Below are 22,924 nucleotides of genomic sequence, written 5' to 3' on the forward strand. Positions count from 1 at the left end.
GCGCAATGGCTGGAGCTGGTCCGAGCTTCCTGACCCTGCCGGAGCGGCCCGCCAAGCCACGGTCGGCCGGGCTGACCCATGTCTTGGACAAAGGGTATTCCCTGGACCGGGTGGAGTCCGTACTCAAGGCGTACTCCGGCTGGATCGACGTCTGGAAGCTCGGCTGGGGTACGGCGTACATCGAGCCCGCGCTGGCCGAGAAGGTCCGGGCGCTGCGCGACCACCAGGTCAAGCCGTGCACCGGCGGCACGCTGCTCGAGATCGCCTGGCTGCAGGGCCGGGTGGACGAGTTCTTCGAGTTCGCGACCTGGGCGGGTTTCGAGTGCGTCGAGGTGTCCCGGGGGAGCACGGACATGCTGCTGGCCGAGAAGCACCGGATCATCCGGCAGGCCCGGTCGCTCGGGTTCGAGGTCTTCGCCGAGGTCGGCAGCAAGAACCCCGGTGACGCTGTGTCCGCGGCCGAATGGACCACCGAACTCGAGACGGATCTGGAGGCCGGCGCCGGCTGGCTGGTGGCCGAGGGTCGCGAGAGCGGCACCGTGGGTCTGTACGACGCGGGCGGCTACCTCCGCGAGGACCTGCTCGACGAGCTCGCCTCGTCCGCCGCTGCCGAGCTGATCATCTACGAAGCGCCGCAGCGAGCGCAGCAGGCGCACCTGATCCGGCGGCTCGGCCCTGAGGTCAACCTCGGCAATATCGCGGTGGACGACGTGATGGGCCTGGAGACGTTGCGCCGCGGACTCCGCTCCGACACGATCGGGCTCGGCGCGACGCTGGAGAGCTCGGCTCGTGCGCACTGAGGAGCCGGTCCTGATCCAGCCGACGGATCCCGGCGCACCGAACGTCATCCCGTCGCGCTACCGCCAGGTCGCCGTCGCGGCTGTCCCGACCCTCGACCCGGTCTGGCTGGCCGATCACTTCACCGATCGCGAGGTGTACTTCCGGACCCGGTTCATCGTGGCCCGGCACGAAGGTCGCGTGGCGCTCGTCGAGGTGGACCGCAAGCCGTCCGCGGACCTGTTCACGCTGACCGTCGCGGCCCGGGTACTGGCCGGCCCCGACGACTGTGCCGTCGTCGTCGACGAGACCGTCGACACCGCCGTTCCGTCGCAGCTGGCTGCCGCCGCGGAGGCCCTTCCCGGCGTCCGGTGTGTCGTGGTCGAGGGGTCCTACTCCCACGTGAGCTTCATCCTGAACCCGGCACCGATCCGGGTCAGGCTCGTCGACGTCGTTCCGCCCGGCCCGGCCAAGTTGCTCGACCAGGTACGCCGGGTGCTCGCGACGGCCGAGGATCTCCCGCCGATCGTCGTCGTACCGGACCTGGTCGACAGCCGACGTCTTCTCGCCGAGGCGTACGACGTACCTCCGCGCGATGTGCTGATCCCGTGTCGTGGTTCGGGGATGGACTTCCCGGGCAGCACGGTGTCGTTCCTGGACGAGCGACCGCCGGAGCGCGGCTGGACGCTGCTCGGGTGTGAACGCTCCAATCAGATCCACCAGTGGTTCTACGGCAGCACGCCTGAACGCGTCGACATCTGTCCGCGACAGTGGCTGACGGCGGACGGCCGGCGTACGCTCACCCGCTGCTGCCTGCTCCAGGAGGGCATCGAGAGCGAGCCGACCGGAACGGTCGTGCCCTGGGGTGCCTCGCTGGCCGAGGTTCGCGCGGCGCTCGAGACGATCGTCGATCGGTCGGGGGTCGTATGGACGCACATCTGATCGATTCCGCGGTCTTCGGGCACCAGTGGAGTACGGCGGAGAGCCGCGGGATCTTCGCCGAATCCACTCGGGTTGCTCGGTGGCTCGACGTGATCATCGCGCTGGCCGAGGCCCAGGCGGACGTCGGCATCATCCCGGCCTCGTCGGCGGCTGCCATCGCGGGGCTCCGCGGCGACGAGCTGGATCTGGATGCCGTTGCGGAAGGCACCCGGACGACTTCGCACTCGACGCTCGGCCTGATCCAGGTGCTGCAGCGGATGCTGCCCGCCGACGCGGCCGAGCACGTGTACTACGGCACCACCGTCCAGGACATCTCGGACACCGCGCAGGTGCTGGAGATCGCCGAGGTCGGCGGGCTGGTGTGGCGGGACCTCTGGGCGATCGAGGCAGAGCTCCTGGCTCTTGCCGAGCGGTACCGCGAGATGCCGATGCTGGGCCGCACCCACGGTCAGCCGGGGGCTCCGATCACGTTCGGGTTCAAGGCTGCGACGTGGGCCGACGAGATCGGGCGCAGTCTGGAACGTCTTCGCCAGGGTCGTGACCGCTGGCTGGTGGCCGAGCTTGGTGGAGCGGTCGGCGTACTCGGGTTCTTCGGTGCGCAGGCGTTGCCGCTGCGGGCGGCGTACTGCGATCGACTCGGGTTGGCCGAGCCGGCCATCTCCTGGTTGACCACTCGCGATCGGCTGGCGGAGTTCGCTCAGGTGATGGCCGTTGCGGTCGGCGCGATGGCGCGGATCGCCAACGAGGTCTACATGCTCGCCCGCGCCGAACTGGCCGAGGTGCGCGAGCCGACGCCGGCGACCACGGTGGGCAGTATTTCGATGCCACACAAGCGCAATCCCGAGGTGTCCGAGCAGATCGTCACGCTCGCCCGGCTGGTTCGATCCTCGGCGGGTGTGCTCGCCGAGACGTTGGTCGGCGAGCACGAGCGGGACGGCCGCTCGTGGAAGACCGAGTGGGTCGTGCTGCCGGAGCTCAGCCACTACGTTCTCGCCGCGTCCGGTATGACGCGGTCCCTGGTAGGCGGGCTCGAAGTCGACCCGGCGCGGATGCTCGCGAACCTGGAGGCGACCGGGACGGCGTCTTCGGAGCGGCTGCTGAGCGTGATGTCGGCGCGGCTGGGCAAGCACCGGGCTCAGGCCACGCTGCAGGACGCTTACCGCGCCGCGATCGGCTCCGGCCGGTCTCTCACGGCAGTGCTCGACGGGCAGATCGAGCCCGCCGAGCTGGCCGAACTCGACCGGTTCGACACCGGCGCCGCTGCTGCCATGGCCGATGAGGTGGTGGCACGCGCCACCCGTCGTCGGGCCGGGGAGAGTGCGTCGTGGCGCTGACCGACCTTCTCCGAGTGCCGCTCGGAACCTTCCCCACTCCGCTGCAGCACGTCGCGGATCTCGCGGGTACGCCGGGACTGCGCGACGTACTCGTCAAGCGCGACGACCTGACCGGGTTCGCCTGGGGCGGCAACAAGGTGCGCACCCTCGAGTACGTCCTCGGGGATGCTGTGTCGCTGCGGGCCGACACCATCGTGGTCGCGGGTGGCCCCCCTTCGAACTTTGCCGCTCTCCTGGCCGTTGCTGCTGCCGGACAAGGCATCGCGGTCGTGCAGGTCTGCTACGGCAACCCGCGCGAGGGTGCAGCCGCGCTGGCCGTGTCGAGAAGGGCTGGCGCGGCCGTGGAGTTCACCGGCTCCGCCGATCGCAGCAGCATGGACGAGTACGCGGGCGCGCTGGCCGGACGGCTACGGGCAGAGGGTCGGCGGCCGTACGTCGTACCTCGCGGGGGAGCGACACCGGTAGGCGCGTGCGGGTTCGCCGTCGCCGCCGCGGAGTTGGTATCGCAGTTGGCCGAACGACGGATCGGCGCCGCGAGCGTCGTGATCCCGGTCGGCTCCGGAGGCAGCATCGCCGGACTGCTCGCCGGCCTCGCGTCGACCACTGGGATCGACATCGTAGGTGTCTCGGTCTCCCGGCCCGTCGCGGAGATCGAGGCGCAGGTTTCGACCCGCGCGGAGGAGTGCGCCCGACTGATCGGCGCCACCGGCCCGCTGCCGCGCTGGCGAGTGGTCGACGGACGCGGCCCTGGGTACGGCGGCGGATGGCCGGAGGCCGACGAATTGGCGGGCGCTTTGTTGCAGCACAGCGGTTTCGTCGCCGACCCGGTCTACAACGCGAAAGCGCTGTTGTGGCTGAGCAGTCATCGCAGCGAGCTGTCAGGACCTGTCCTGTACTGGAGCACCGGTGGGGCACTCGCCGCCGCCGACGAACTCACCACCCCGGCAGCCACCCCCACGGCCGTCGGCGAGGAGGCAACGTCATGACAGCGGTGAACTCGGGCCGACGGGTCGAAGGGCCTTCCAAGGACCGCCCCGCGCAGCAACTCATCGACGCGGGGTTCGCTTGGGAGATCGCGGACGCGCCGCTGCTGCACCACGGTCTGAACATGGCCGACATCGCCCACGTACTCGACCTCCGCCACCGGCACATCATCCCGGAACGGGCGGCCGCGGCGCTGCTCGGCGTACTGCTGGACACGCATCGCACCAAGCCCGAGGACTTCCCGTACGACGCGGCGTACGGCGAACCGTACAACTCGCGCGAGCGCCACTTCGTCGCCACCATCGGCGACGACGCCGGCTGGTTGCACGCCGGCCGGCCCCGGCGCGAGGCGGCCCGGGTCGCACTGCGGATCCTGCTGCGCGGACTGACCGCCCGGCTCGCGGTCGCCGCCTCCGAGTTCGCCGCCACCTCGTGCCGTACGGCGGCTCGCTATCGTGAGGTGTACATGCCGGACCAGACGTACCTCCAGCAGGCGCAGCCCTCGACGTTCGGCCACTACCTGCTCGGGTTCGTGCCGCCGGCGATCCGGGACTGCGATCGGTTGATGGACGCCCTGGCCCAGGTCAACACGAGTCCCGGCGGCGCCGGGTGTGTCAACGGCAGCCGGTTGCTGGACGACCGCCGGGTGATCGCGGACCTGCTCGGGTTCGACGACGTGATCACGCACACCCGTGACGCGATGTGGCAGACCGACACCTTCGTCGATGTGCTGACCACCAGCGTCAGCCTGCTGTCCAACCAGTCCAAGCTCGCCGAGGACCTCGAGATCTGGTCCAGTCAGGAGTTCGACTACGTCGACCTGGCCGGCCCGTACACCCGTGCCTCGGTGCTGATGCCGCAGAAGCGCAACCCGTACGCGTTGTCGATCGTTCGCGGTGGTGGCGGCGTACTGATCGGGCGGCTGACCGGATTCCTGGCGGTCGTGAAGAGCCCGTCGGCCCGCAGCGACAACCTGATTTTCGCGTACGGCGAGATCCCGAAGGCTGTCGAGTTCGCAACCCGGATCACCGCGCTGATGGAAGGCGTGGTGGACACGCTCAGCGTCAACGAGGACCGGATGTGGCAGCGGCTGGAGGAGGGGTACACGCAGGCCACGGATCTGGCCGAGTTCGTCATGCTTCGGTGCGGCCTGGACTACCGGGCGGCGTACCTGGTGGTGGGCGAGGTGGTGCGCGAGGCCAGCCGGCGCGGGGTCCGGGGTGTCGACATCAGCTCCGACGACCTCGATCGTGCGGCGACGTCGGTCGTCGGGCGCACGCTGGATCTCGATCCCGAGGAGATCAGGACCGTCCTCGATCCGCGGGCGATCGTCGCGACCCGCAGCGCCCTCGGCGGTGCCGCGCCGGAGGCCGTCCAGTCGATGTGCGAGGAGTACCTGGCCAAGGCCGTGGACCTCGGCTACCGGGCGAATCACGCGCTCGAGAAGTACGCCGCTGCGGAGGCCCGGCTGCTCGCCGAGGCGGAACAGGTGGCCGCCGGACGGAACGACTAGGTCGTGTCCGGGCCCGTTGCAACGCCGTGCAACACCTGTGCAACAGCAGGGGGCAGCATCCGTTCATGGACACGTACATCGCTGGACCTGACTGCTGCGGATGCCGCTTCGAGCAGAGTGCACCGGCGCACCATCGGCGCCTGATGTCCCTGGAGGCGCAGCCGATGACCTCCTTGGTGGAGCTCATCGAGATGGCCGCCACCTGGGGTGAGATCGAGTACGGCGAGTTCGAGCCGGTGATCCCCCCGAGCGAATGGATCGACTTCGCCGAAGCGCACGCGTGGACCGATGGTGACCGCGTGTTCGACGCGCTGGTGGCACTTGCCTCCCTGGTGCCACCAGCGCGCTCCACGGCCGGCGCCAGAGCCGTGCCCGTGCTGGTTTCGGTGTGAGACCCGAGAGGAATCCCGATGACCGATGCACCCCGGATCGCGATCAACGGCCTCGGCCGGATCGGCCGTGCGCTGCTGCGCTCCATCATCGCCCGCGACTCGTTCGTCGACGTCGTCGCCGTCCATGACCTGACCCCCGCGTCGACGCTGGCCTACCTGCTCCAGCACGACACGGTGCACGGCCGGCTCGGCGTACCGGTGGTGGCGACCGACGACGAGCTGATGGTCGGCGACCGGCGGATCCGGGTACTGCGGGCGAACCACCCGGGGAACCTGCCGTGGTCGTCGCTCGGGGTCGACGTGGTCGCGGAGTGCAGCGGGCACTTCACCAGCAGGGACCGGGCCGGAGGGCATCTGCGGGCCGGCGCGAAGCGAGTGGTCATCTCCACCCCGACCGACTCGGCGGAGGCGACGATCTGCCTCGGCGTCAACGAGGCGAGTCTCGACCCGGACTCGGACCGGATCATCTCGAACGCATCCTGTACGACGAACTGTGTCGCGCCGATCCTCGCGATCCTCGACGAGGCCTTCGGGGTCGAGGGCGGCTGGGTCGACACCGTGCACGCGTACACGAACGACCAGCAACTGCTCGACCTGCCGCACCACGACCTGCGCCGATCCCGTGCCGCGGGTCAGAACATCATCCCGACCGGAACAGGTGCGGACACCGCGCTCGCGCGTGTACTGCCGCACCTGAAGGACCGCGTGCACAGCGTCGCGGTGCGCGTCCCGGTGCCCGACGGCTCGCTCAGCAATGTCGTGGGCATGCTCCGCGGCCGGGCCAGCACAGAGCAGGTGCGCGACGCGTTCATCCAGGCCGCGCTGTCCGAGCGATGGTCCGGCATCGTCGGCGTGAGTGACATGCCGATGGTCTCCAGCGACGTGATCGGCGACCCGCGGTCCTGCGTCGTGTCCCTGCAGGACATCGAGTCGCACGGCGACGCCGTCCGCGTGTTCGGCTGGTACGACAACGAGTGGGGCTACGCCAACCGGCTGCTCGACCTGGTCGAGATGGTGACGCTGCGCACCAACGTCAGGCGCCCCGTGACCGACCTGGGCACACCCCGCTCCGCTCTGGTGCGGTGATCAGTTCCGGCGTTCGGGCAGCGACACCCAGACCGCCTTGGTGGCGCGGCCGGACGGGTTGCGCCAGGAGTGGCTCTCCTCGGAGCGGAAGTGCAGCGAATCGCCCGCGGTCAGGCGGTAGGTCTGAGCTCCCACCGTCAGCTCCAGCGATCCCGACTGGACATGCACCAAGGTCTCGCCCGCCGAGCGCCGTTCGTCATCGGCCGACTGTGCGCCCGCTGCGATCTCGTTGACACTCGCCGTCAGGTCGAAGGGCCCTGAGTCCGCGGAGATCGATCCGAGCACCACAGCTCCATCGTGTGACGTATGGATCCGCCGCTGGTCCTTGGGGGTGAAGGCCACCGGCGTGGCCGGAGCGTCGGTCTCGTCGATGAAGTGCGCGACCGGCACCTGGAAGGCCGCGGCCAGCTTGAGCAGCGTGGTGATGGTCGGGACCATCGTGCCCTGCTCCACCTTGTGAATCGCGGCCGGCGACACGTCGGAGCGCTCGGCCAGCTGCTGGAGTGACAGCCCGAGCCGGGCGCGCAGAGCGCGCAGCCTCGGGCCGATGCCGGAGACGACCTCGGAGACTGCGGACTCCGACAGAGGGGGCCCGGTGGGTCGCTCGGCCGGCGCGTCGTCGCGGGCCCGTGCGGCCCGCTGCGATGGAGGTGTCACTGATCGCTCCTTCGTCGTCTGCCGGTCGACCCCGGCGTTTAGTAGACGCAGTCTATCCGATGGTTGACGGATGTCTGTGTGTCTCATAGTGTACTAGCTTATCCGATAAGAGATTCGGAGTCATTCCACCGGGCGCGAGGAGAACCGCTTGTGGACGGCATTCACGACATGGGTGGCACCCACGGCTGGGGCACGGTCGCGGTCGACCCGGACGAGCCTGTCTTCGCCGAGGATTGGCACGCCCGCACGTTCGCGCTCAGCCTCGCGTCGATGGGCGCCTCGGGGACCAACCTGGACGCCTTCCGGCACGCGCTCGAGCGCCTGCACCCGATCGACTACCTGTCTGACGGGTACTACGGGCGTTGGCTGAGCGCTGCCGAGCTGCTGCTGGTCGACAGCGGTGTGCTCGCGCCGGGTGCGGTCGAAGCCCGTGCGCGTCGCCTGGCCGGTGAGGACGTCACCGAACCGGCCGGCACCGAGGTGAACAAACCGTCGTACCAGCGTGGTGGGCCCGGTTCGTTGCGGCAGATCGACGACGAGCCGGCCTTCGACACCGGGCAGCGGGTCCGGGCCCGTGAGCTCTACAAGTCCGGCCACACCCGGATGCCCGCGTATGTCCGCGGTCGCACCGGGACCGTCGAAGCTCGCCGTCCGGCCGCCGTACTGCCCGACAGCACGGCCCATTTCACCGGCGAGGACGCCCAGCACGTGTACACCGTTCGCTTCGAGTCCACCGAGCTGTGGGGCCCGGACGCCGAACCTTCGACCCTGCTCATCGACCTCTTCGAGAGCTACCTGGAGGAGAGCCAGTGAGTTCTGATCCACGTTCCGTCGACCGGCCGCCGGCCGCCCTGCGCGCCGAGGCGCTCGAGGAGCTGCTCACCGAGCGCGGCCTGGTGAAGACCGAGGTACTCGACGGTTTCATCAATCGCTATGTGAACGACGTCGGCCCGCTGAACGGCGCCAAGGTCGTGGCCAAGGCCTGGGTCGACCCCGACTACCGTGAGCGGCTGCTCGCGGACGGCACCGGTGCCATCAAGGAGCTCGGCTTCGCCGGTCCGCAGGGCGAGCACATCGTGGTGGTGGAGAACACCGAGGAGGTGCACAACCTCGTCGTGTGCACACTGTGCTCCTGCTACCCCTGGCCGGTGCTCGGGCTGCCACCGGATTGGTACAAGGATCCGGCGTACCGGTCCCGGGCTGTCCGGGAGCCGCGGGCGCTGCTCGCGGAGATGGGGCTGCAACTTGCCGACGACATCGGCATCAAGGTCTGGGACTCCAGCGCCGAGAACAGGTACTTCGTGCTGCCACGCCGCCCGGCGCACACCGAAACCCTGTCCGAGGAGGAGCTCGCCGCCCTCGTGACCCGCGACGCCATGGTCGGCGTCGCCGAGGTGGTCTCATGACCGCGGACTCACTCGAAGACGCCGTTGCCGGGCTGCCCCGGTCGAACGGCGAGCTGGTCTTCGCGCAACCGTGGGAGAGCAGGGCCTTCGGTATCGCGGCGGCGCTGGCCGATCAAGGGCTGTTCACCTGGAAGGACTTCCAGGTGAACCTGATCGCCGAGGTGTCCCGGCGCGAGGCGGAGCCGGGGGAGTACAGCTACTACGACCGTTGGCTCGGTGCGCTCGAGGCGCTGCTGTCCGAGCGAGGTGTGGTGTCCGCGGACGACATCGACGTTCGCGCCGACGTTCTCTGTCATCGGCCCGCGGGTCATGATCATCGCGACGACGGCCATGGCGACCACACGCACTGACGGCCAGGTGGCAGCCGACCGCACCGTCGAAGGTGTCTGGCACGGCGGATACCACTGCTCCGTCGAGGCCGGGTCCTTCACGATCGAGGTCGACGAACCCCTGAGCGTCGGCGGCACCGACCTCGGACCGCAGCCGACCGACCTGCTCCTCGCCTCGGTCGCCTCCTGTTTCACGCTGGCGCTCAGCTATGCGGCGCGGAAGCGCTCGATCGAGCTGACGGAGCTGTCGGTCCGCGCGACCGGCACGTACGACGGGTTGCAGTTCGGCGCCATCCGGGTCGACGCCCGGATCGGTGCACCCGAGGCCGAGCTCGAGCGCCTGGTCGAGGTGGCCGAGCGGGTCTGCTACGTGACCAACACCCTTCGCTCCGGTGTGCGAGTGAGCACCCAGGCGGTGTCCACCGCCGCTGTTCCTACTGACGGAAGTGAGTACTCGTGAAGATCGTTGTGATCGGCGGCGGAGCCGCCGGCCTGGGGGTGGCCGGTGCCGCCAAGGGCCAGGACCCGTCGGTGCAGACCGTGGTCTACACCGAGTACGAGGACGTCGCGTACAGCCCGTGCGGGATCCCGTTCGTGCACGGCAAGGAGATCGAGTCGTTCGAGAAACTGTTCCTCGCCACCAAGGAACAGTACGTTGCCCAGGGCATCGACGTGCACTACGAGACCACCGTCGAGAGCATCGACACCCGGTCCCGCACGATCAAGGTCGGCGGCGAGGGCGAGGTCGGCTACGACAAGCTCATCCTCGCGACCGGCTGGAACTACGACACCCCGGACATCTCCGGTGTCGAGCTCGGCGGCATCTACCACGTCAAGAACATCCGCGCCGCGATGGAGTGGGACAAGTACCTGGACACGGTCGAGTCGGCCGTGGTGGTGGAGTCCGGCCCGATCGCGATGGAGATGGTCTCGGCCCTGCAGCACCGCGGCATCAACGTCACGCTGGTCGATCCCGGTCCGTGGCCGATGGCCGACGTGATCGACCCGGACATCGTCGAACCGGTCCGCAAGGACTGGGCCGACTCGGGCGTGACACTCAAGTTCGGTGAGCGGGTGACCGCCTTCCACGGCACGGATACGCTGACTCACGTCAGTACGACGTTCGGCGACGTACCGGCGCAACTCGCCGTCATCGGCAGCCACAAGGTCGCCAACACCGCACTGGCCGGCGCCGCGGGGATCAAGCTCGGCAGCACCGGCGGTATCGCGGTCGACCCACGCATGCGCACGTCCGACCCGAACGTCTTCGCCGCGGGTGACTGCGCCGAGATCCCGCACGGTGTCTCGAACGTGCCGCTGCAGGGACTGTCGGGCAGTCACGCGTACGCGCAGGGTAAGACCGCCGGCATCAACGCGGCCGGCGGCAACCGGGTGCACAACCCGGTCTACGTGCCCTGGGGAATGCTCGCCGGGCAGTGGATGATCGGCGGAGTCTCGTTCGGAGAGACCCTCGCCACCGCGCTCGGCCTGCCCTTCGTGACCGGTGTCGCCGACGGCATCACCCGGGCGCGCTACTACCCGGGCGTGAAGCCGATCAAGGTCAAGCTGCTGGCGGATCCGAAGACCCGGCGGCTGATCGGTGCCCAGATGATCGGCGGCGAAGGGATCAAGGAGCGCGCGGACTTCCTCGGCATCGTGGCCCGGACCGGCGTCACCATCGACACGCTGGCGACGATGGAGAACGTCTACTCACCGGCGATCGGCGCGCTGAACGAACCCATCGCGATGGCCGCGCAAGCGCTCGTCGCGAAGCTCTGAGGCGGCCGGCATGTCCTTCTTCCGCTGGCTCCGCTCGAACTCCGAGCACGCCCTGCTCAGCGACGCACAACGCCGCGTGGCCGCCAGGTACGACGCCAACCCGCCGGCCCGGCCACACGGACTCAAGGACCGGTGGTGGCGACAGGTCTTCGCCCCCGTGTACCGGTTCCTCCCCTGGGGCCTGCGCCGGGCCACCATGCAGGCGATGCCCGGCAGCCACCGGATGGGATGGCCGAAGCCGGAGTACCTCCCGCCCGGCGACCAGTGAACCCCTGCACCCGACCCGGGCGCAGGTCCTCCCACCATCTCAGCACCGTCAACACCTCGAAGGAGTCAGCATCATGCCGAAGACGGTCACCATCGAACCGCCCCAGGAGGGCGACATCCTCTTCGACGTCGAGGAGAAGGTATTCCCCGACTACCAGGCCAACGAAGGCGACAAGGCGTACGTCTTCATGCACACCGTTCCCTTCGAGGGTTCTGTGGGTCTGGTCAACATGCTCACGGCCACCCGGCTGCAGCGGAAGGGGTTCGACCTCACCTTCGTCCTCTACGGACCCGGCGTCCTGATGGCGTCGGCGGCCCGTGGTTACCCGGCCGTCGGCAACGAGGGCTTCCCGGGCAACCTGGGCTACAACAAGCAGTTGCGGACGCTGATCGACGAAGGCGCGAAGGTCTACGCGTGCCGGTTCGCGATGGGCGCCCTCTACGGCATGCGCGAGGACGACCTGATCAAGGGCGTCACTCCGTTCAACCCGCTGGACGTACTGGACGCGAACATCCAGGCCTGGCGTGACCGCGCCCTGGTCCTGGCGACCTGGACGGTCTGATCGTCCGGACGAATCGATGCCCCGCAGCCTTCGCGCTGCGGGGCATCGTCAGATCTGCCGCTGAAACCAAGCCATGAGGATGGGATCGTCCAACCCGTGAGCGACCAGAGCCGCCTCCGACAGGTCGTCGTCGCGGGTGTAGTCGTTGTAGGCGGCAACGCATGGCAGACCCGCCGCGACGGCCGCCCGTACGCCGTTCTGCGAGTCCTCGACGGCCACAGTCTGCTCGACCGGACAGCCGGCCTGCCGCAGCACCTCGTCGTACGCCGCCGGGCTCGGCTTGAGGTCGGGTACTTCGGTGCCGGTGACAACGATCTGGAAGCGGGGACCGAAGACCCGGTCGAGCAGTGGTTCGACCCACGCCCGAGTCCCAGTCGTTGCCACATGCACCGGTACGCCGCCCGCCTCGAGCTCGTCGAGCAAGCGGTGCACTCCTGGCCGCGCCCGCACCTGTCCGTCCTCGATCAAGTCCCGCATGATCGCGGTCTTGCGAGCATGTAAGCGCTCGGCCAGGCGCCGGGCATCCTCGGACGACCGACCCGTCTGCTCGAACCAGACCGCCAGGCGTCTGGCTCCGCCGGTGATCCGGAGGAGCCGTCCGTACGTCGTGATGTCCCAGTGGTCAGGAAGTCCCGCCTCCTCGAAGGCGGCGTTGAAGGCGACCCGGTGGCCGTCGCGTTCGCTGTCGACCAGCGTTCCGTCGACGTCGAACACGACAGCGGCCAGCCGGTTCACCTCAGGTACCGCAGGTGTTCGCGGATCCGCTCGACCACCACTGGCACGGTGAAGCCGTGATGCGCCATCACCTCGTCCCCGGGACCACAGGTGCCGAACTCGTCGATCCCGATGGCCAGGTCGACCAGGCCTTTCCAGCCCATGGTGCTGCCGGCCTCCAGGCTGACCGTGGTCGCGTGCGGGTCTGCGACGTACGTCGACCGGTCCATCGCCGAGACCAGGCGAACGTCGTACCCCTCGGCGGTCAGCGCCTTCGCGACCTCCACGCCCAGGCCGACCTCGGATCCGGTCGCCACGAGCTCGACCGCGGCGCGCGGGCCGTGGTCATCCAGTGGCGTGGTCTGGGGGAGGGTCTGACGGGACAGGATCAGGGCGGTCGGACCGTCGGTCCGCTCCAGCGCGAGGCGCCAGGCCCGTGCGGTTTCGGCGTCGTCGGCAGGACGCAGTACCTGCAGTCCGGGGATCAGGCGCAGCGACTCGATCTGCTCGACGGGCTGGTGAGTGGGACCGTCCTCGCCGACCGCGATCGAGTCGTGGGTCAGCACGTGGATGACCGGCTGCCGCATCAGGGCGGCGAGCCGGAGCGCGGGGCGCAGGTAGTCGGCGAACGCGAGGAACGTGCTGCCGTACACCCGGAATCCGCCGTGCAGGCTGAGTCCGTTCATGACCGCGGCCATGCCGAACTCCCTGATCCCAAAGGCGATCGTGGACCCGGAGTAGTCGTCGCGCGTCACCAGGGCACCCCCGGTCGCGGTTCCGGTGGAACCCGCGAGGTCCGCCGAGCCTCCGACCAACTCCGGCATCAGCGCGGTCACCGCCTTGAGGCAGGCTTGGGACGATTGCCGCGTGGCCCGCGGCGCATCGCCGGCGACCCCGAGCAACGCATCCCCGAGGCCATCGGGCAGTCGCCGCGCCTGACTGCAGTGGAATTCCACTGCACGCTCCGGCCTGTACGCCGCAACCGCCGCGTCCCACGCGTCATGTTCGCGGGCACCCGCCGCGGCCAGCTCATTGCAGACCGCCCGCACCTGCTCCGGAACAGCGAACGGCGGATGCTCCCAGCCGGCCAGTCGTTTGGCCTCCGCGGCCAGCTCCTCACCGAGCGGCGAACCGTGTGCCTTCGACGTACCCGCCACGCCGGGAGCGCCGTGACCGATCATGGTCCGGACGGCGATGAAGCTCGGACGCGGGTCGGCCTTGGCGCGGGTGATCGCTGTGTCGACGGCGTCCACATCGGTGCCGTCGGCAACTGTCTGTGTGTGCCAGCCGTACGCCGCGAAGCGGGCTGCCTGGTCATCGCTGCAGGACCGATCGACCGCTCCGTCGATGGTGATCGAGTTGTCGTCCCAGAGCACGACCAGCCGGCCCAGGCCAAGGTGCCCGGCGAGCGAGGCAGCCTCGTGGCTGATTCCCTCCATCAGGCAGCCGTCGCCGACGATCGCGTACGTGTGATGGCCGGTGATCTCCGGGTAGCGGGCGTGTTCCATCCGCTCCGCCAGCGCCATCCCGACCGCCATGCCAAGTCCCTGTCCGAGCGGACCGGTGGTGCACTCGACCCCGGCCGTATGACCGAACTCGGGATGCCCGGGGGTGCGTGACCCGAGCTGCCGGAAGTTGCGCAGCTCGGCCTCGGGAAGGTCGTACCCGAAGATGTGCAAAAGGCCGTACAGGAGCGCGGATCCGTGCCCGGCCGAGAGAACGAAGCGATCGCGATCGGCCCACTCCGGTGCGGCCGGGTCATGGCGCAGGTGCCGGCTCCAGAGCGCCCACGCCATCGGCGCGGCGCCCATCGGCATACCGGGATGCCCCGAGTTCGCGGCCTGCACCATGTCGACGGCGAGGAACCGCAGGGTGTCGACAGCGAGCCGGTCGGTCTCGACTGACGGCGGTGTGGACCGCTGCAGGAGTTCGGTCATCAGGCAGCCTCCTCGTTCCGTGCAGCACTCGCCGCGGCGGCGCGCAGTTGGCGGACCGCCGCTGCTTTCCCGTCCTGGTGGGCGTACATCCAGGAACCGGAGATGAAGACGTCGGCGCCGGCGGCAGCTGCGCCGGTGATGGTCTCGGCGGTGATCCCGCCGTCGACCTCGAGCTCGATCGGCAGGCCGGAGTCGTCGATCATCTGCCGCAGCCGCGCCACCTTCTTCTCGGTCGAAGGGATGTACGCCTGACCGCCGAAGCCGGGGTTGACTGTCATCGCCAGCACCAGGTCGGTCTCGGTCAGGACGTTCTCCACCAGGTCGGCGGGCGTGTGCGGGTTCAGGGCGACACCGCTGCGGGCGCCGAGGTCCCGGATCCGGCCCAGGGTGCGATGCAGGTGCGTGCAGGCCTCCGCGTGCACGATGACCAGCTCACAGCCCGCCTCGACGTACCGCGGCAGCAGTTCGTCCGGCTCGACGACCATGAGATGCGCCTCGAAGGCGACCCGGCTGTGCTGCTGGGCGGCCGCGATCACGTCCGGTCCGAAGGTGAGGTTCGGGACGAACACCCCGTCCATCACGTCCCACTGGATCCGGTCGACGCCCGCGTCGCACAACGCGCGGATCTCGTCGCCGAGACGGGCGAAGTCCGCGGGCAGGACCGACGGAACGATCAGCGGCGGGGGAACGCGAGGGGTGGGTTCGGTCATGGGTGCGGCCTTCCTGGTCGGAGAACTCCCAGCGGACCGCGCCAGGCCCCTTCCGGCACTCACCCGGCCGGGTGGAGCTGCGGGTGAATCCCCTTGAGAACACAAGGTTTCCGGACCTGCTCCGCTTAGTCTTGGTCTATGACGGCACCGCTGCGACTGGTCCTGGTGGACGACCACGAGATGGTGCTGCACGGCCTGGTCGCGATGCTCGGTCATTTCGCCACCGAGGTGGTCATCACAGGACAGGCGACCACGGCCGCGGCGGCTCTCACGCTGGTCGCCGACGAGCGGCCCGACGTCGTGCTGTGTGACGTACGGATCGGGAAGGAGAGCGGGCTCGATCTGTGCCGTCAGATCACCGCGCAGTACCCGGAGACGAAGGTCGTGCTGCTGACGGTGTACGACGACGAGCACTACCTGTACCAGGCTTTGCGGGTCGGTGCCTCCGGCTACATCCTGAAGCGGATCGACGGTCAGGAGCTGGTGGCGCATCTGCGCCGGGTGCGCGACGGCGAGACCGTCATCGACCATGCGCTGGCCGGCCGCGTCGCACTGTCCGCGGCGCGGCTCAGCGCGGGGGAGTTCTGGCCCGGCGCACACCTCGGCCTCACTCAGCGCGAGTCGGAGGTGCTGGAGCTCCTCGTCTCCGGTCACTCCAACAAGGGCGTCGCGAGCAAGCTCGTCGTCAGTGAGGACACCGTGAAGACCCACATCCGTGGCCTGTACCGCAAGCTCGGAGTCTCCGACCGCAGCGGGGCGATCGCAGTCGCGCTCCGCGAGGGTCTGTTCCGTTGACCACCGCCACAGGCGCCGTGCCCACGGCTGCCGAGCTCGCGAGCCTGCTGCGGGCCGACGGCGTACTGCTGCTGGCCAGCGACGACCAGGAGCTCACGGTCGCGGACCTCTGGCCGCCGCACCCGTCGGCCGCCGCGCTGAGTATGCCGGTCGGCTTCGGAGTGACCGGACAGGTGGCCCGCAACGGCACACCGGTCGTCCTTGCGTCCGACTCGCCGCGCAACGCGCTGCACCGGCAGCTGTTGCGGCTGGAGCCCCGGCAAACCGTCGCCAGGATGGTTCTGCCGCTGCACGGTCTGGAGGACCGCATCGTCGGCGTACTGGCGGCACATCGCAGTCCACGCTTGCCGTTCGGTCCCGACGACCTCGCCCTCGCCGAGCCGTACGCCGCCGTGCTCGGGCTGCGGTTGCATGCCGAGCAGCTGTGGCTGGCGGTGAACCGCCACCGGACAGAACGGGACCGCCTGATCAAGCAGGCGATCTCGGCCCAGGAAGCCGAGCGCCGGCGGATCGCCTTCGATCTCCACGACGGTGTCACGACAGCCCTTGCGTCGATGGCGTTCCACCTCTCGGCGGCCGACCTGACGGTCTCCGAGCTCAGCGACCCCAAGGCCGGGACACCGGCGAAGCAGGAGCTCGAGCGGGCCCGGGCGGAGCTCGTCAGTGCCCGGGAGCTTGCCGATCTTGCCTACCATCAGACGCGCGCCGCGATCTCCGGTCTGCACAGTCTTGTGCTGGACGACCTAGGCCTGGTCGCGGCGATGGAGTCCCTCGTGCAGACGGCGGCGAGCGGCGGGGAGTCACCTTCGATCGACCTGTTGGTCGATCCCTCGGCGGCTCTGGACGTGATCCCCGACCACGTCGCCGCGGCCCTCTACCGGATCGCCCAGGAGGCACTCGCCAACGCGGTCAAGCACGCCGAGGCCGATCGCGTCGTCCTGTCACTGCGGCGGGTCGGCGACTCGATCGTGTTCGGCTGCGCCGATGACGGCAAGGGCTTCGACCCCGCGGAACGGCGTACCGCCCGCGCACGGGACGCGGACGGTGCGCAGCACTTCGGGCTCAGCTCGATCGCGGAACGCTGTGCCCTGATAGAGGCGTCACTCCGGATCGAATCGGTGCCCGATCGGGGGACGACGGTGCTGGTCGAGCTGCCGTTCTAGCGGATCGCCTGGCCGGCCTGACGGCAGTTGTCCACCAGGATCTGCTGGGCTGTCGCCACGTTCCGTACGTCGCCACCCCAAGCGCTCAGGGCGTCACTGACCAGCGCGCGCCCGAACGAGAAGGTGACCGGCCAGGGGCGATCGCCGAGGCGGTGCAGTTCCCGAAGCGCCTCGCAGACGTGACTCGTCGGCTGACCCCCGGACAGGAATGCGATTCCGGCCACCGCGGGCGGAACTGTGTCGGACAGTACGCCGAAGGTCGCGGCGGCAACTGTGCGTGCGGTAGCAGCGGGGGCATCGAGACCCGGCGTGACGAAGTTCGGCTTGAGCACGATGCCGGACAGGTCGACGTCGGCCTGCGCGAGTTCGTCGAAGACGACGCTCAGGGCCAGGCTCGACGCCTGTGCGGACGCACCCAGGTTGTGGTCGCCGGTGCACAGAACCTCCGGCTCGACGATGGGGACGATGCCGTGCTGCTGGCACAGAGCGGCATACCGCGCGAGCGCGTGACCGTTGGCCCGCGCCGAGTACGGCGTGATCGTGGCGACGTCGAAGACCGCACGCCACTTCGCGAACGCGGCTCCGCGCTCGGCGTACGACGCGAGCCGGTCACCCAGACCGTCGAGCCCCTCGGTGATCAGCGCTCCGCCACCACCCGGCAGCCTGCTCGTGCCGGTGTCGACCTTGATACCGGGCAGGATGCCCAGTTCGCGGGCAGCCTGCGGGAACGGGCGGCCGTCGCTCAGGTCCTGCCCGAACGTCTCGTCGCACCAGATCACCCCACTGACCGAGTCGGACAGTCCTTCGGCGGTGATCAGCAGCTCGCGGTAGTCCCGTCGCGCCTTCTCACTCGACGGGATGCCTTCCTGCTCGAGCCGGGACGACATGGTCTTGATGGACTCGTCGGCGGCCAGGATGCCGCGACCGGCGTGGGCCATCCGACGGGCGGTGTCGGCGAGGGTGGGGAGGTCGGTGCGCAGCGTCGTGGTCATGCAGAGCAGCATGCGGTCGTACGACGGCGCCGTACTCACCCCTTCGGGCGAGACCGGGTGTGAAACGCGGCCGTCCCCACCCGCTCGGGATCGCAGACATGCCGCAGGAACAGGCGGCTCGCGGCGGTCGGGTCGGCGGTGGTGCACAGATGCCACGGCCGGTCGACGGGAGTCCCGGGTACGGTGTACGGCGCGAGCTCGCCGGCGTCGAGTTGCCCGAGCACGGCCTCTTCATGGACCAAGGTCAGGCCCAGTCCCTGGCGAGCCGCCGCGACCGCCGCCCCTGACGTCCCGAGGGTCAGCAGCGGTGGCGCCGCTTGGAGCCGGCTCAGCAACGAGAGCGTGGTGTCCCGCGTGCCCGACCCCTGGCCGGTGAGCAACCACGTGGTGGTGAGTGGGTCGTCGTCGCGACCGGGCCGGCCGACCAACACCAAGCGGTTCGCCCGGCGGGCGCGAGTGACCAGGCCGGACCCGCGCGGCGGTCGTCCGGCCAGGACGACATCGACGGCGTGGTCCCGGGCGAGGGCGAAGAGCTCGTCGCGGGGAAGGACCGACAGCGACAGCTCGACCTGCGGATGGTCCTCGGCGAACGACGCCATCAGCCGCGGCAGGACATACTCGCTCGCGGTCGCCACCGCGCCGATCCGGAGCCGGCCTCGATCGGCGTCGTGAACGGCACTGGCCGCCTCGGCGAGAAGACCGAGCAGCTTGCGCGCGTACGACGCGAACGTCTCGCCGGCGTCCGTTGCGACGATGCCACGGCCCGACTTGGTGAACAGCGCCGTACCCAAGGACGTCTCCAGCGCCGCGATCGCGGCCGACACCGCGGGAGGCGTGACGTGCAGAGCCTCGGCCGCCACACGGATGCTGCCGCCTTCGTAGACCGCGAGGAAGGTCTGGAGGCGTCCCCAGGTCGCGGCGGCCGGCAAGTTCATTGTGCACCTATCGCTTAACAGTGATCGGAGAAGTCTCAATTGTAGTTGACGTATCGCAGGGCGCACGCTGGTGACTCGACAGCTGGAAGGAGCGATCGATGACCAAGGAACGCTGGGACCCGGGGGTGCAGAGCTACGCCGGGATGGGGTACTGGAACCCGGACTACGAGCCGAAGGAGACCGACGTACTCGCGGTCTTCCGGGTGACACCGCAGGACGGCGTCGAGCCGATCGAGGCCGCGGCCGCCGTCGCCGGCGAGTCCTCGACGGCGACCTGGACGGTGGTCTGGACCGACCGGCTGACCGCGAACACCCACTACCAGGCCAAGGCGTACCGGGTGGACGCCGTCCCCGGACGGCCGGGCGAGTACTTCGCCTACATCGCCTACGACATCGACCTGTTCGAGGAGGGGTCGATCGCCAACCTCACCTCCTCGATCATCGGCAACGTGTTCGGCTTCAAGCCGCTCAAGGCGTTGCGGCTGGAGGACCTGCGGATCCCGGTCGCCTACGTCAAGACGTTCCAGGGCCCCGCCCACGGGATCGTGATGGAACGCGAGCTGCTCAACAAGTACGGGCGCCCGTTGCTCGGGGCAACCATCAAGCCGAAGCTCGGGCTGTCCGCCCGCAACTACGGCCGGGTCGTCTACGAGGCCTGCCGCGGCGGGCTGGATTTCACCAAGGACGACGAGAACATCAACTCGCAGCCGTTCATGCGCTGGCGGGACCGCTTCCTCTACGCGATGGAGGGCGTGAACAAGGCGGTGGCCGAGACCGGCGAGGTCAAGGGCCACTACCTGAACGTCACCGCCGGGACGATGGAGGAGATGTACAACCGGGCCGAGCTGGCCAAGGAGCTGGGCAGCGTCGTGGTGATGATCGACCTGACCATCGGCTACACCGCGATCCAGTCGATGGCGCACTGGGCCCGGCAGAACGGCGTACTCCTGCATCTGCACCGGGCCGGGCACTCGACGTACACCCGGCAGAAGACGCACGGCGTGAGCTTCCGGGTGATCTCGAAGTGGTGCCGGCTGATGGGAGTCGACCACGTCCACGCCGGGACCGTCGTGGGCAAGCTCGAGGGCGACCCGGCCACGACCCGCGGCTTCTACGACACGCTGCGGGACGACCACGTGCCGGCCAACCTGCAGAACGGGATCTTCTTCGACCAGGACTGGGCCTCGATGCCCGGAGTCATGCCGGTCGCGTCCGGTGGCATCCACGCCGGCCAGATGCACCAGTTGCTCGACCTGTTCAGCGACGACGTCATCCTGCAGTTCGGCGGCGGCACCATCGGCCACCCGTTCGGCATCGCGGCCGGCGCCGAGGCCAACCGGGTCGCGCTCGAGGCCATCGTCAAGGCCCGCAACGAAGGTCGTGACCTGCTCCGCGAAGGACCCGACGTACTGCGGATCGCCGCCAAGTCCTGTGCACCACTGGAGGCCGCGCTGTCCACCTGGGGCGACGTCACCTTCGACTACACCAGCACGGACGCACCGGACATCGTCCCGACCGCCACGGCAAGTCACTGAAGGGAGCACGATCATGGAACTGCGTCACGGGACCTTCTCCTACCTGCCCGCGCTGACCGACGACGAGATCGCCGACCAGATCCGCTACGCCCTGCGCAACGGCTGGCCGGTCTCGGTGGAGTACACCGACGACCCGCACCCGCGCAACGTCTACTGGGAGATGTGGGGGCTGCCACTGTTCGACCTGGACGAGCCCGACGGTGTCCTTGCCCAGATCAACGAGTGCCGGGCGACGTACCCGAACCACTACGTCCGGGTGCTCGCGTACGACGCGAGCCTCGGGCGGCAGACCACGGCCATGCACTTCATCGTCCAGAAGCCCGCCGAAGAGCCGGGATTCCTGCTCTCCCGGGTCGAGGGGCCGGACCGGACCCAGCGCTACGCCCTCTCGTCGTACGCCACGACGCGACCGGCCGGAGCACGCTACGGGGACGGGTGACGGATGGATACGCCGAAGGGCTTCGGTGTCCCTCGCCCGGTGCCGGAGGCGGCCGCCGAGGTCGTGGAACCGGAGGTGCTGACGGACGACGCCGAGCTCGACCTTTTGGTCGACGAGGCCGCGGCCAGGGTCGAGGAGACTCTGGCCGCCCTCGACGCGGAGCTGGTCGGGCTCGCCCCGGTCAAGCGCCGGGTCCGCGAGATCGCCTCGCTCCTGCTGGTGGACCGCGCACGTCGTCAGTTCGGGCTGACGTCGTCGCGGCCCACGCTGCACATGAGCTTCACCGGTGGACCCGGGACCGGGAAGACGACGGTGGCGCTCCGGATGGCCGCGATCCTGCACGCGCTCGGGTACATCCGTGCGCCGCGGGTGCACACCGTCACCCGCGACGATCTGGTCGGTCAGTTCATCGGCCACACCGCGCCGAAGACGAAGGAGGCGATCGCCCGGGCGGCCGGTGGGGTGCTGTTCATCGACGAGGCCTACTACCTGTTCCGGCCGGACAACGAACGCGACTACGGGCAGGAGGTGATCGAGATCCTGCTGACCGAGATGGAGAACGAGCGGGGTGACCTGGTCGTCATCTTCGCCGGCTACCCGGACCGGATGGCGACCTTCTTCTCGGCCAACCCCGGCCTGAGTTCGCGGGTTCCGCACCACATCGGCTTCGACGACTACAACCACACCGAACTCGTGCAGATCGCCGACCTGATGCTGACGTCGGAGAACTTCCGTTTCGACGACGCCGCGCAGTCCGCGTTCTCGGAGTACCTGACCAAGCGGATGCGACGGCCTCGGTTCTCCAACGCGCGCAGTGTTCGCAACGCGATCGAGCGGTCCCGTCTCCGGCAGGCGCGGCGGCTGGTCGAGCTCCGGCGCCCGTTGCGTAAGGAGGATCTGATCACGCTGACGGCGGAGGACATCTACGGCAGCAGCGTGTTCCTGGCGGAGACGGCCGGCGAGGCTCAGTAGGGCGTGCCGGTCTGCCACCGGCGGGGAAGTGTGTCCAGTGCCCGGCGGCCGGCCGGCTTCGCCCGGCGGGTCGGCGCGGCCGACGTCACCCGGCCTTCGACCTCGTCCCAGAGCGCGTCGAGTTTCGCCCAGACCACGCGCGTGCAGTAGCCCGGAACGCCGGTGTGTGGCAGGTGTGGGTGCGGCCGGGTCGGCGAGGTGGCGATCGCCCGCGTGAACCGTTCGCGCAGGCGGGCGTCGTCGCCGGACTCGAGATGCTCGGCGAGAATCGCCGCGAGACGGCGCTCGGCGGCGATGGTCCGGGCGAGGTGAGTGCGGACCCCGGCCCACACCGAAGCCCACGGCAGGGGGACTGTCTGGGCTTGGCCGTACTCCTTCGCCTTGGCCTTCACCAGCGTCACTTCCAGGCGCCGGATCGCCCGCAGGTGGTCGCGGACCTCGGTCCGGCCGGCCGGGAGATGCTTTGCGATCGACGGAAGCAGAACCCGGGTGGCCGCCGCCGTGTGGCGGCTGGCTTCGGCGAGGAACCTGTCGGTGTTCATCCGGGCCTCGCCGGGCTGGCCCGGTGATCCGCGATGTGCGGCGGTGTGCAGCAGATTCAGCAGGGCAGCGTGGCGTTCTTCGACTTCACTCAAGAGTGTTCGCATCGGTGCACCTCGCGAGCTGGGGGCTGGGAGCACCGAGTCTCCGGCTCGGTTCACAA

Annotated in this window: 26 protein-coding genes; 19 read left to right on the forward strand and 7 right to left on the reverse strand. The window is 69.3% G+C overall.

What is annotated here, in order from left to right:
- Positions 1-5 precede the first annotated feature (5 nt).
- The 7 genes from AB0I34_RS18115 to AB0I34_RS18145 all read left to right on the forward strand — a co-directional run bounded on the left by AB0I34_RS18115 (position 6) and on the right by AB0I34_RS18145 (position 7,028).
- Positions 6-800: a phosphosulfolactate synthase gene (locus tag AB0I34_RS18115; protein ID WP_360446362.1), complete on the forward strand. Its 795-nt coding sequence runs from the start codon at positions 6-8 to the stop codon at positions 798-800.
- A complete protein-coding gene (locus AB0I34_RS18120) occupies positions 790-1,719 on the forward strand; it encodes a hypothetical protein (RefSeq protein WP_360446364.1) in 930 nt (309 codons plus the stop codon). The genes AB0I34_RS18115 and AB0I34_RS18120 overlap by 11 nt, the downstream gene beginning before the upstream one ends.
- Entirely contained in the window at positions 1,704-3,053 is a 1,350-nt protein-coding gene (locus tag AB0I34_RS18125) for an adenylosuccinate lyase family protein (RefSeq protein ID WP_360446366.1), read from the forward strand. Before AB0I34_RS18120 ends, AB0I34_RS18125 begins: the two co-directional genes overlap by 16 nt.
- A complete protein-coding gene (locus AB0I34_RS18130) occupies positions 3,044-4,039 on the forward strand; it encodes a pyridoxal-phosphate dependent enzyme (RefSeq protein ID WP_360446368.1) in 996 nt (331 codons plus the stop codon). Before AB0I34_RS18125 ends, AB0I34_RS18130 begins: the two co-directional genes overlap by 10 nt.
- Positions 4,036-5,550, forward strand: a complete 1,515-nt coding sequence (locus AB0I34_RS18135) for a lyase family protein (RefSeq protein WP_360446369.1) — start codon at positions 4,036-4,038, stop codon at positions 5,548-5,550. Before AB0I34_RS18130 ends, AB0I34_RS18135 begins: the two co-directional genes overlap by 4 nt.
- 143 nt (positions 5,551-5,693) lie before the next feature.
- Positions 5,694-5,942 (forward strand): hypothetical protein, encoded by a 249-nt coding sequence (locus AB0I34_RS18140; protein WP_360446371.1) that lies wholly within the window; start codon positions 5,694-5,696, stop codon positions 5,940-5,942.
- Positions 5,943-5,960: 18 nt separating this feature from the next.
- On the forward strand, positions 5,961-7,028 hold the full coding sequence (locus tag AB0I34_RS18145) for a glyceraldehyde 3-phosphate dehydrogenase NAD-binding domain-containing protein (RefSeq protein WP_360446373.1): 1,068 nt from the start codon (positions 5,961-5,963) through the stop codon (positions 7,026-7,028).
- Here AB0I34_RS18145 and AB0I34_RS18150 read toward each other — a convergent pair whose 3' ends face one another.
- On the reverse strand, positions 7,029-7,685 hold the full coding sequence (locus tag AB0I34_RS18150; protein WP_360446375.1) for a helix-turn-helix domain-containing protein: 657 nt from the start codon (positions 7,683-7,685) through the stop codon (positions 7,029-7,031). It lies immediately after the preceding gene.
- Positions 7,686-7,835: 150 nt separating this feature from the next.
- Here AB0I34_RS18150 and nthB point away from each other — a divergent pair, with 150 nt between their 5' ends.
- The 7 genes from nthB to AB0I34_RS18185 all read left to right on the forward strand — a co-directional run bounded on the left by nthB (position 7,836) and on the right by AB0I34_RS18185 (position 12,029).
- Positions 7,836-8,498, forward strand: coding sequence for a nitrile hydratase subunit beta (nthB, locus tag AB0I34_RS18155; protein ID WP_360446377.1), 663 nt, complete (start codon positions 7,836-7,838; stop codon positions 8,496-8,498).
- On the forward strand, positions 8,495-9,091 hold the full coding sequence (nthA, locus tag AB0I34_RS18160) for a nitrile hydratase subunit alpha (RefSeq protein ID WP_360446379.1): 597 nt from the start codon (positions 8,495-8,497) through the stop codon (positions 9,089-9,091). The genes nthB and nthA overlap by 4 nt, the downstream gene beginning before the upstream one ends.
- The gene (locus AB0I34_RS18165; RefSeq protein WP_360446381.1) at positions 9,088-9,441 is read left to right on the forward strand and encodes a nitrile hydratase accessory protein; all 354 of its coding nucleotides are present in this window, start codon (positions 9,088-9,090) and stop codon (positions 9,439-9,441) included. Before nthA ends, AB0I34_RS18165 begins: the two co-directional genes overlap by 4 nt.
- Positions 9,422-9,880: an OsmC family protein gene (locus tag AB0I34_RS18170; RefSeq protein WP_360446383.1), complete on the forward strand. Its 459-nt coding sequence runs from the start codon at positions 9,422-9,424 to the stop codon at positions 9,878-9,880. Before AB0I34_RS18165 ends, AB0I34_RS18170 begins: the two co-directional genes overlap by 20 nt.
- The gene (locus tag AB0I34_RS18175; RefSeq protein ID WP_360446385.1) at positions 9,877-11,199 is read left to right on the forward strand and encodes an FAD-dependent oxidoreductase; all 1,323 of its coding nucleotides are present in this window, start codon (positions 9,877-9,879) and stop codon (positions 11,197-11,199) included. Before AB0I34_RS18170 ends, AB0I34_RS18175 begins: the two co-directional genes overlap by 4 nt.
- A gap of 10 nt (positions 11,200-11,209) precedes the next feature.
- The gene (locus AB0I34_RS18180) at positions 11,210-11,467 is read left to right on the forward strand and encodes a hypothetical protein (RefSeq protein ID WP_360446387.1); all 258 of its coding nucleotides are present in this window, start codon (positions 11,210-11,212) and stop codon (positions 11,465-11,467) included.
- Between the two features lie 73 nt (positions 11,468-11,540).
- Complete coding sequence (locus AB0I34_RS18185) at positions 11,541-12,029, forward strand: MSMEG_0572/Sll0783 family nitrogen starvation response protein (RefSeq protein ID WP_360446389.1); 489 nt, start codon at positions 11,541-11,543, stop codon at positions 12,027-12,029.
- 48 nt (positions 12,030-12,077) lie between these two features.
- On the opposite strand, the gene AB0I34_RS18190 is transcribed toward AB0I34_RS18185, so the two are convergent.
- From AB0I34_RS18190 to rpe, 3 genes are read right to left on the reverse strand one after another with little or no spacing between them, the layout of a single operon-like run.
- Positions 12,078-12,764, reverse strand: coding sequence for an HAD-IA family hydrolase (locus tag AB0I34_RS18190; RefSeq protein ID WP_360446391.1), 687 nt, complete (start codon positions 12,762-12,764; stop codon positions 12,078-12,080).
- Positions 12,761-14,680 carry a transketolase gene (tkt, locus tag AB0I34_RS18195; RefSeq protein WP_360446392.1) on the reverse strand — a complete coding sequence of 640 codons (1,920 nt, stop codon included), beginning with the start codon at positions 14,678-14,680 and terminating at the stop codon, positions 12,761-12,763. The genes AB0I34_RS18190 and tkt overlap by 4 nt, the downstream gene beginning before the upstream one ends.
- Positions 14,680-15,390, reverse strand: coding sequence for a ribulose-phosphate 3-epimerase (rpe, locus tag AB0I34_RS18200; protein WP_360446394.1), 711 nt, complete (start codon positions 15,388-15,390; stop codon positions 14,680-14,682). Before rpe ends, tkt begins: the two co-directional genes overlap by 1 nt.
- A gap of 138 nt (positions 15,391-15,528) precedes the next feature.
- Here rpe and AB0I34_RS18205 point away from each other — a divergent pair, with 138 nt between their 5' ends.
- Entirely contained in the window at positions 15,529-16,185 is a 657-nt protein-coding gene (locus tag AB0I34_RS18205) for a response regulator transcription factor (protein WP_360446396.1), read from the forward strand.
- Positions 16,182-17,348, forward strand: a complete 1,167-nt coding sequence (locus tag AB0I34_RS18210; protein ID WP_360446397.1) for a GAF domain-containing sensor histidine kinase — start codon at positions 16,182-16,184, stop codon at positions 17,346-17,348. The genes AB0I34_RS18205 and AB0I34_RS18210 overlap by 4 nt, the downstream gene beginning before the upstream one ends.
- On the opposite strand, the gene AB0I34_RS18215 is transcribed toward AB0I34_RS18210, so the two are convergent.
- Both AB0I34_RS18215 and AB0I34_RS18220 read right to left on the reverse strand, forming a co-directional pair.
- On the reverse strand, positions 17,345-18,340 hold the full coding sequence (locus AB0I34_RS18215) for a class I fructose-bisphosphate aldolase (RefSeq protein ID WP_360446399.1): 996 nt from the start codon (positions 18,338-18,340) through the stop codon (positions 17,345-17,347). The genes AB0I34_RS18210 and AB0I34_RS18215 overlap by 4 nt on opposite strands.
- Before the next feature lie 35 nt (positions 18,341-18,375).
- A complete protein-coding gene (locus AB0I34_RS18220) occupies positions 18,376-19,275 on the reverse strand; it encodes a LysR family transcriptional regulator (RefSeq protein WP_360446401.1) in 900 nt (299 codons plus the stop codon).
- Positions 19,276-19,373: 98 nt separating this feature from the next.
- Between AB0I34_RS18220 and AB0I34_RS18225 the strand changes: the two genes are divergently transcribed.
- From AB0I34_RS18225 to AB0I34_RS18235, 3 genes are read left to right on the forward strand one after another with little or no spacing between them, the layout of a single operon-like run.
- The gene (locus tag AB0I34_RS18225; RefSeq protein WP_131356326.1) at positions 19,374-20,810 is read left to right on the forward strand and encodes a form I ribulose bisphosphate carboxylase large subunit; all 1,437 of its coding nucleotides are present in this window, start codon (positions 19,374-19,376) and stop codon (positions 20,808-20,810) included.
- A gap of 13 nt (positions 20,811-20,823) precedes the next feature.
- Entirely contained in the window at positions 20,824-21,249 is a 426-nt protein-coding gene (locus tag AB0I34_RS18230) for a ribulose bisphosphate carboxylase small subunit (protein ID WP_360446403.1), read from the forward strand.
- 3 nt (positions 21,250-21,252) lie between these two features.
- Complete coding sequence (locus tag AB0I34_RS18235) at positions 21,253-22,221, forward strand: AAA family ATPase (protein ID WP_360446405.1); 969 nt, start codon at positions 21,253-21,255, stop codon at positions 22,219-22,221.
- Here the strand turns inward: AB0I34_RS18235 and AB0I34_RS18240 are convergent.
- Complete coding sequence (locus tag AB0I34_RS18240) at positions 22,215-22,868, reverse strand: hypothetical protein (protein ID WP_360446407.1); 654 nt, start codon at positions 22,866-22,868, stop codon at positions 22,215-22,217. The genes AB0I34_RS18235 and AB0I34_RS18240 overlap by 7 nt on opposite strands.
- Positions 22,869-22,924: the final 56 nt, after the last annotated feature.

It is taken from the genome of Kribbella sp. NPDC050281 (genome assembly GCF_040655855.1).
GTDB lineage: Bacteria > Actinomycetota > Actinomycetes > Propionibacteriales > Kribbellaceae > Kribbella.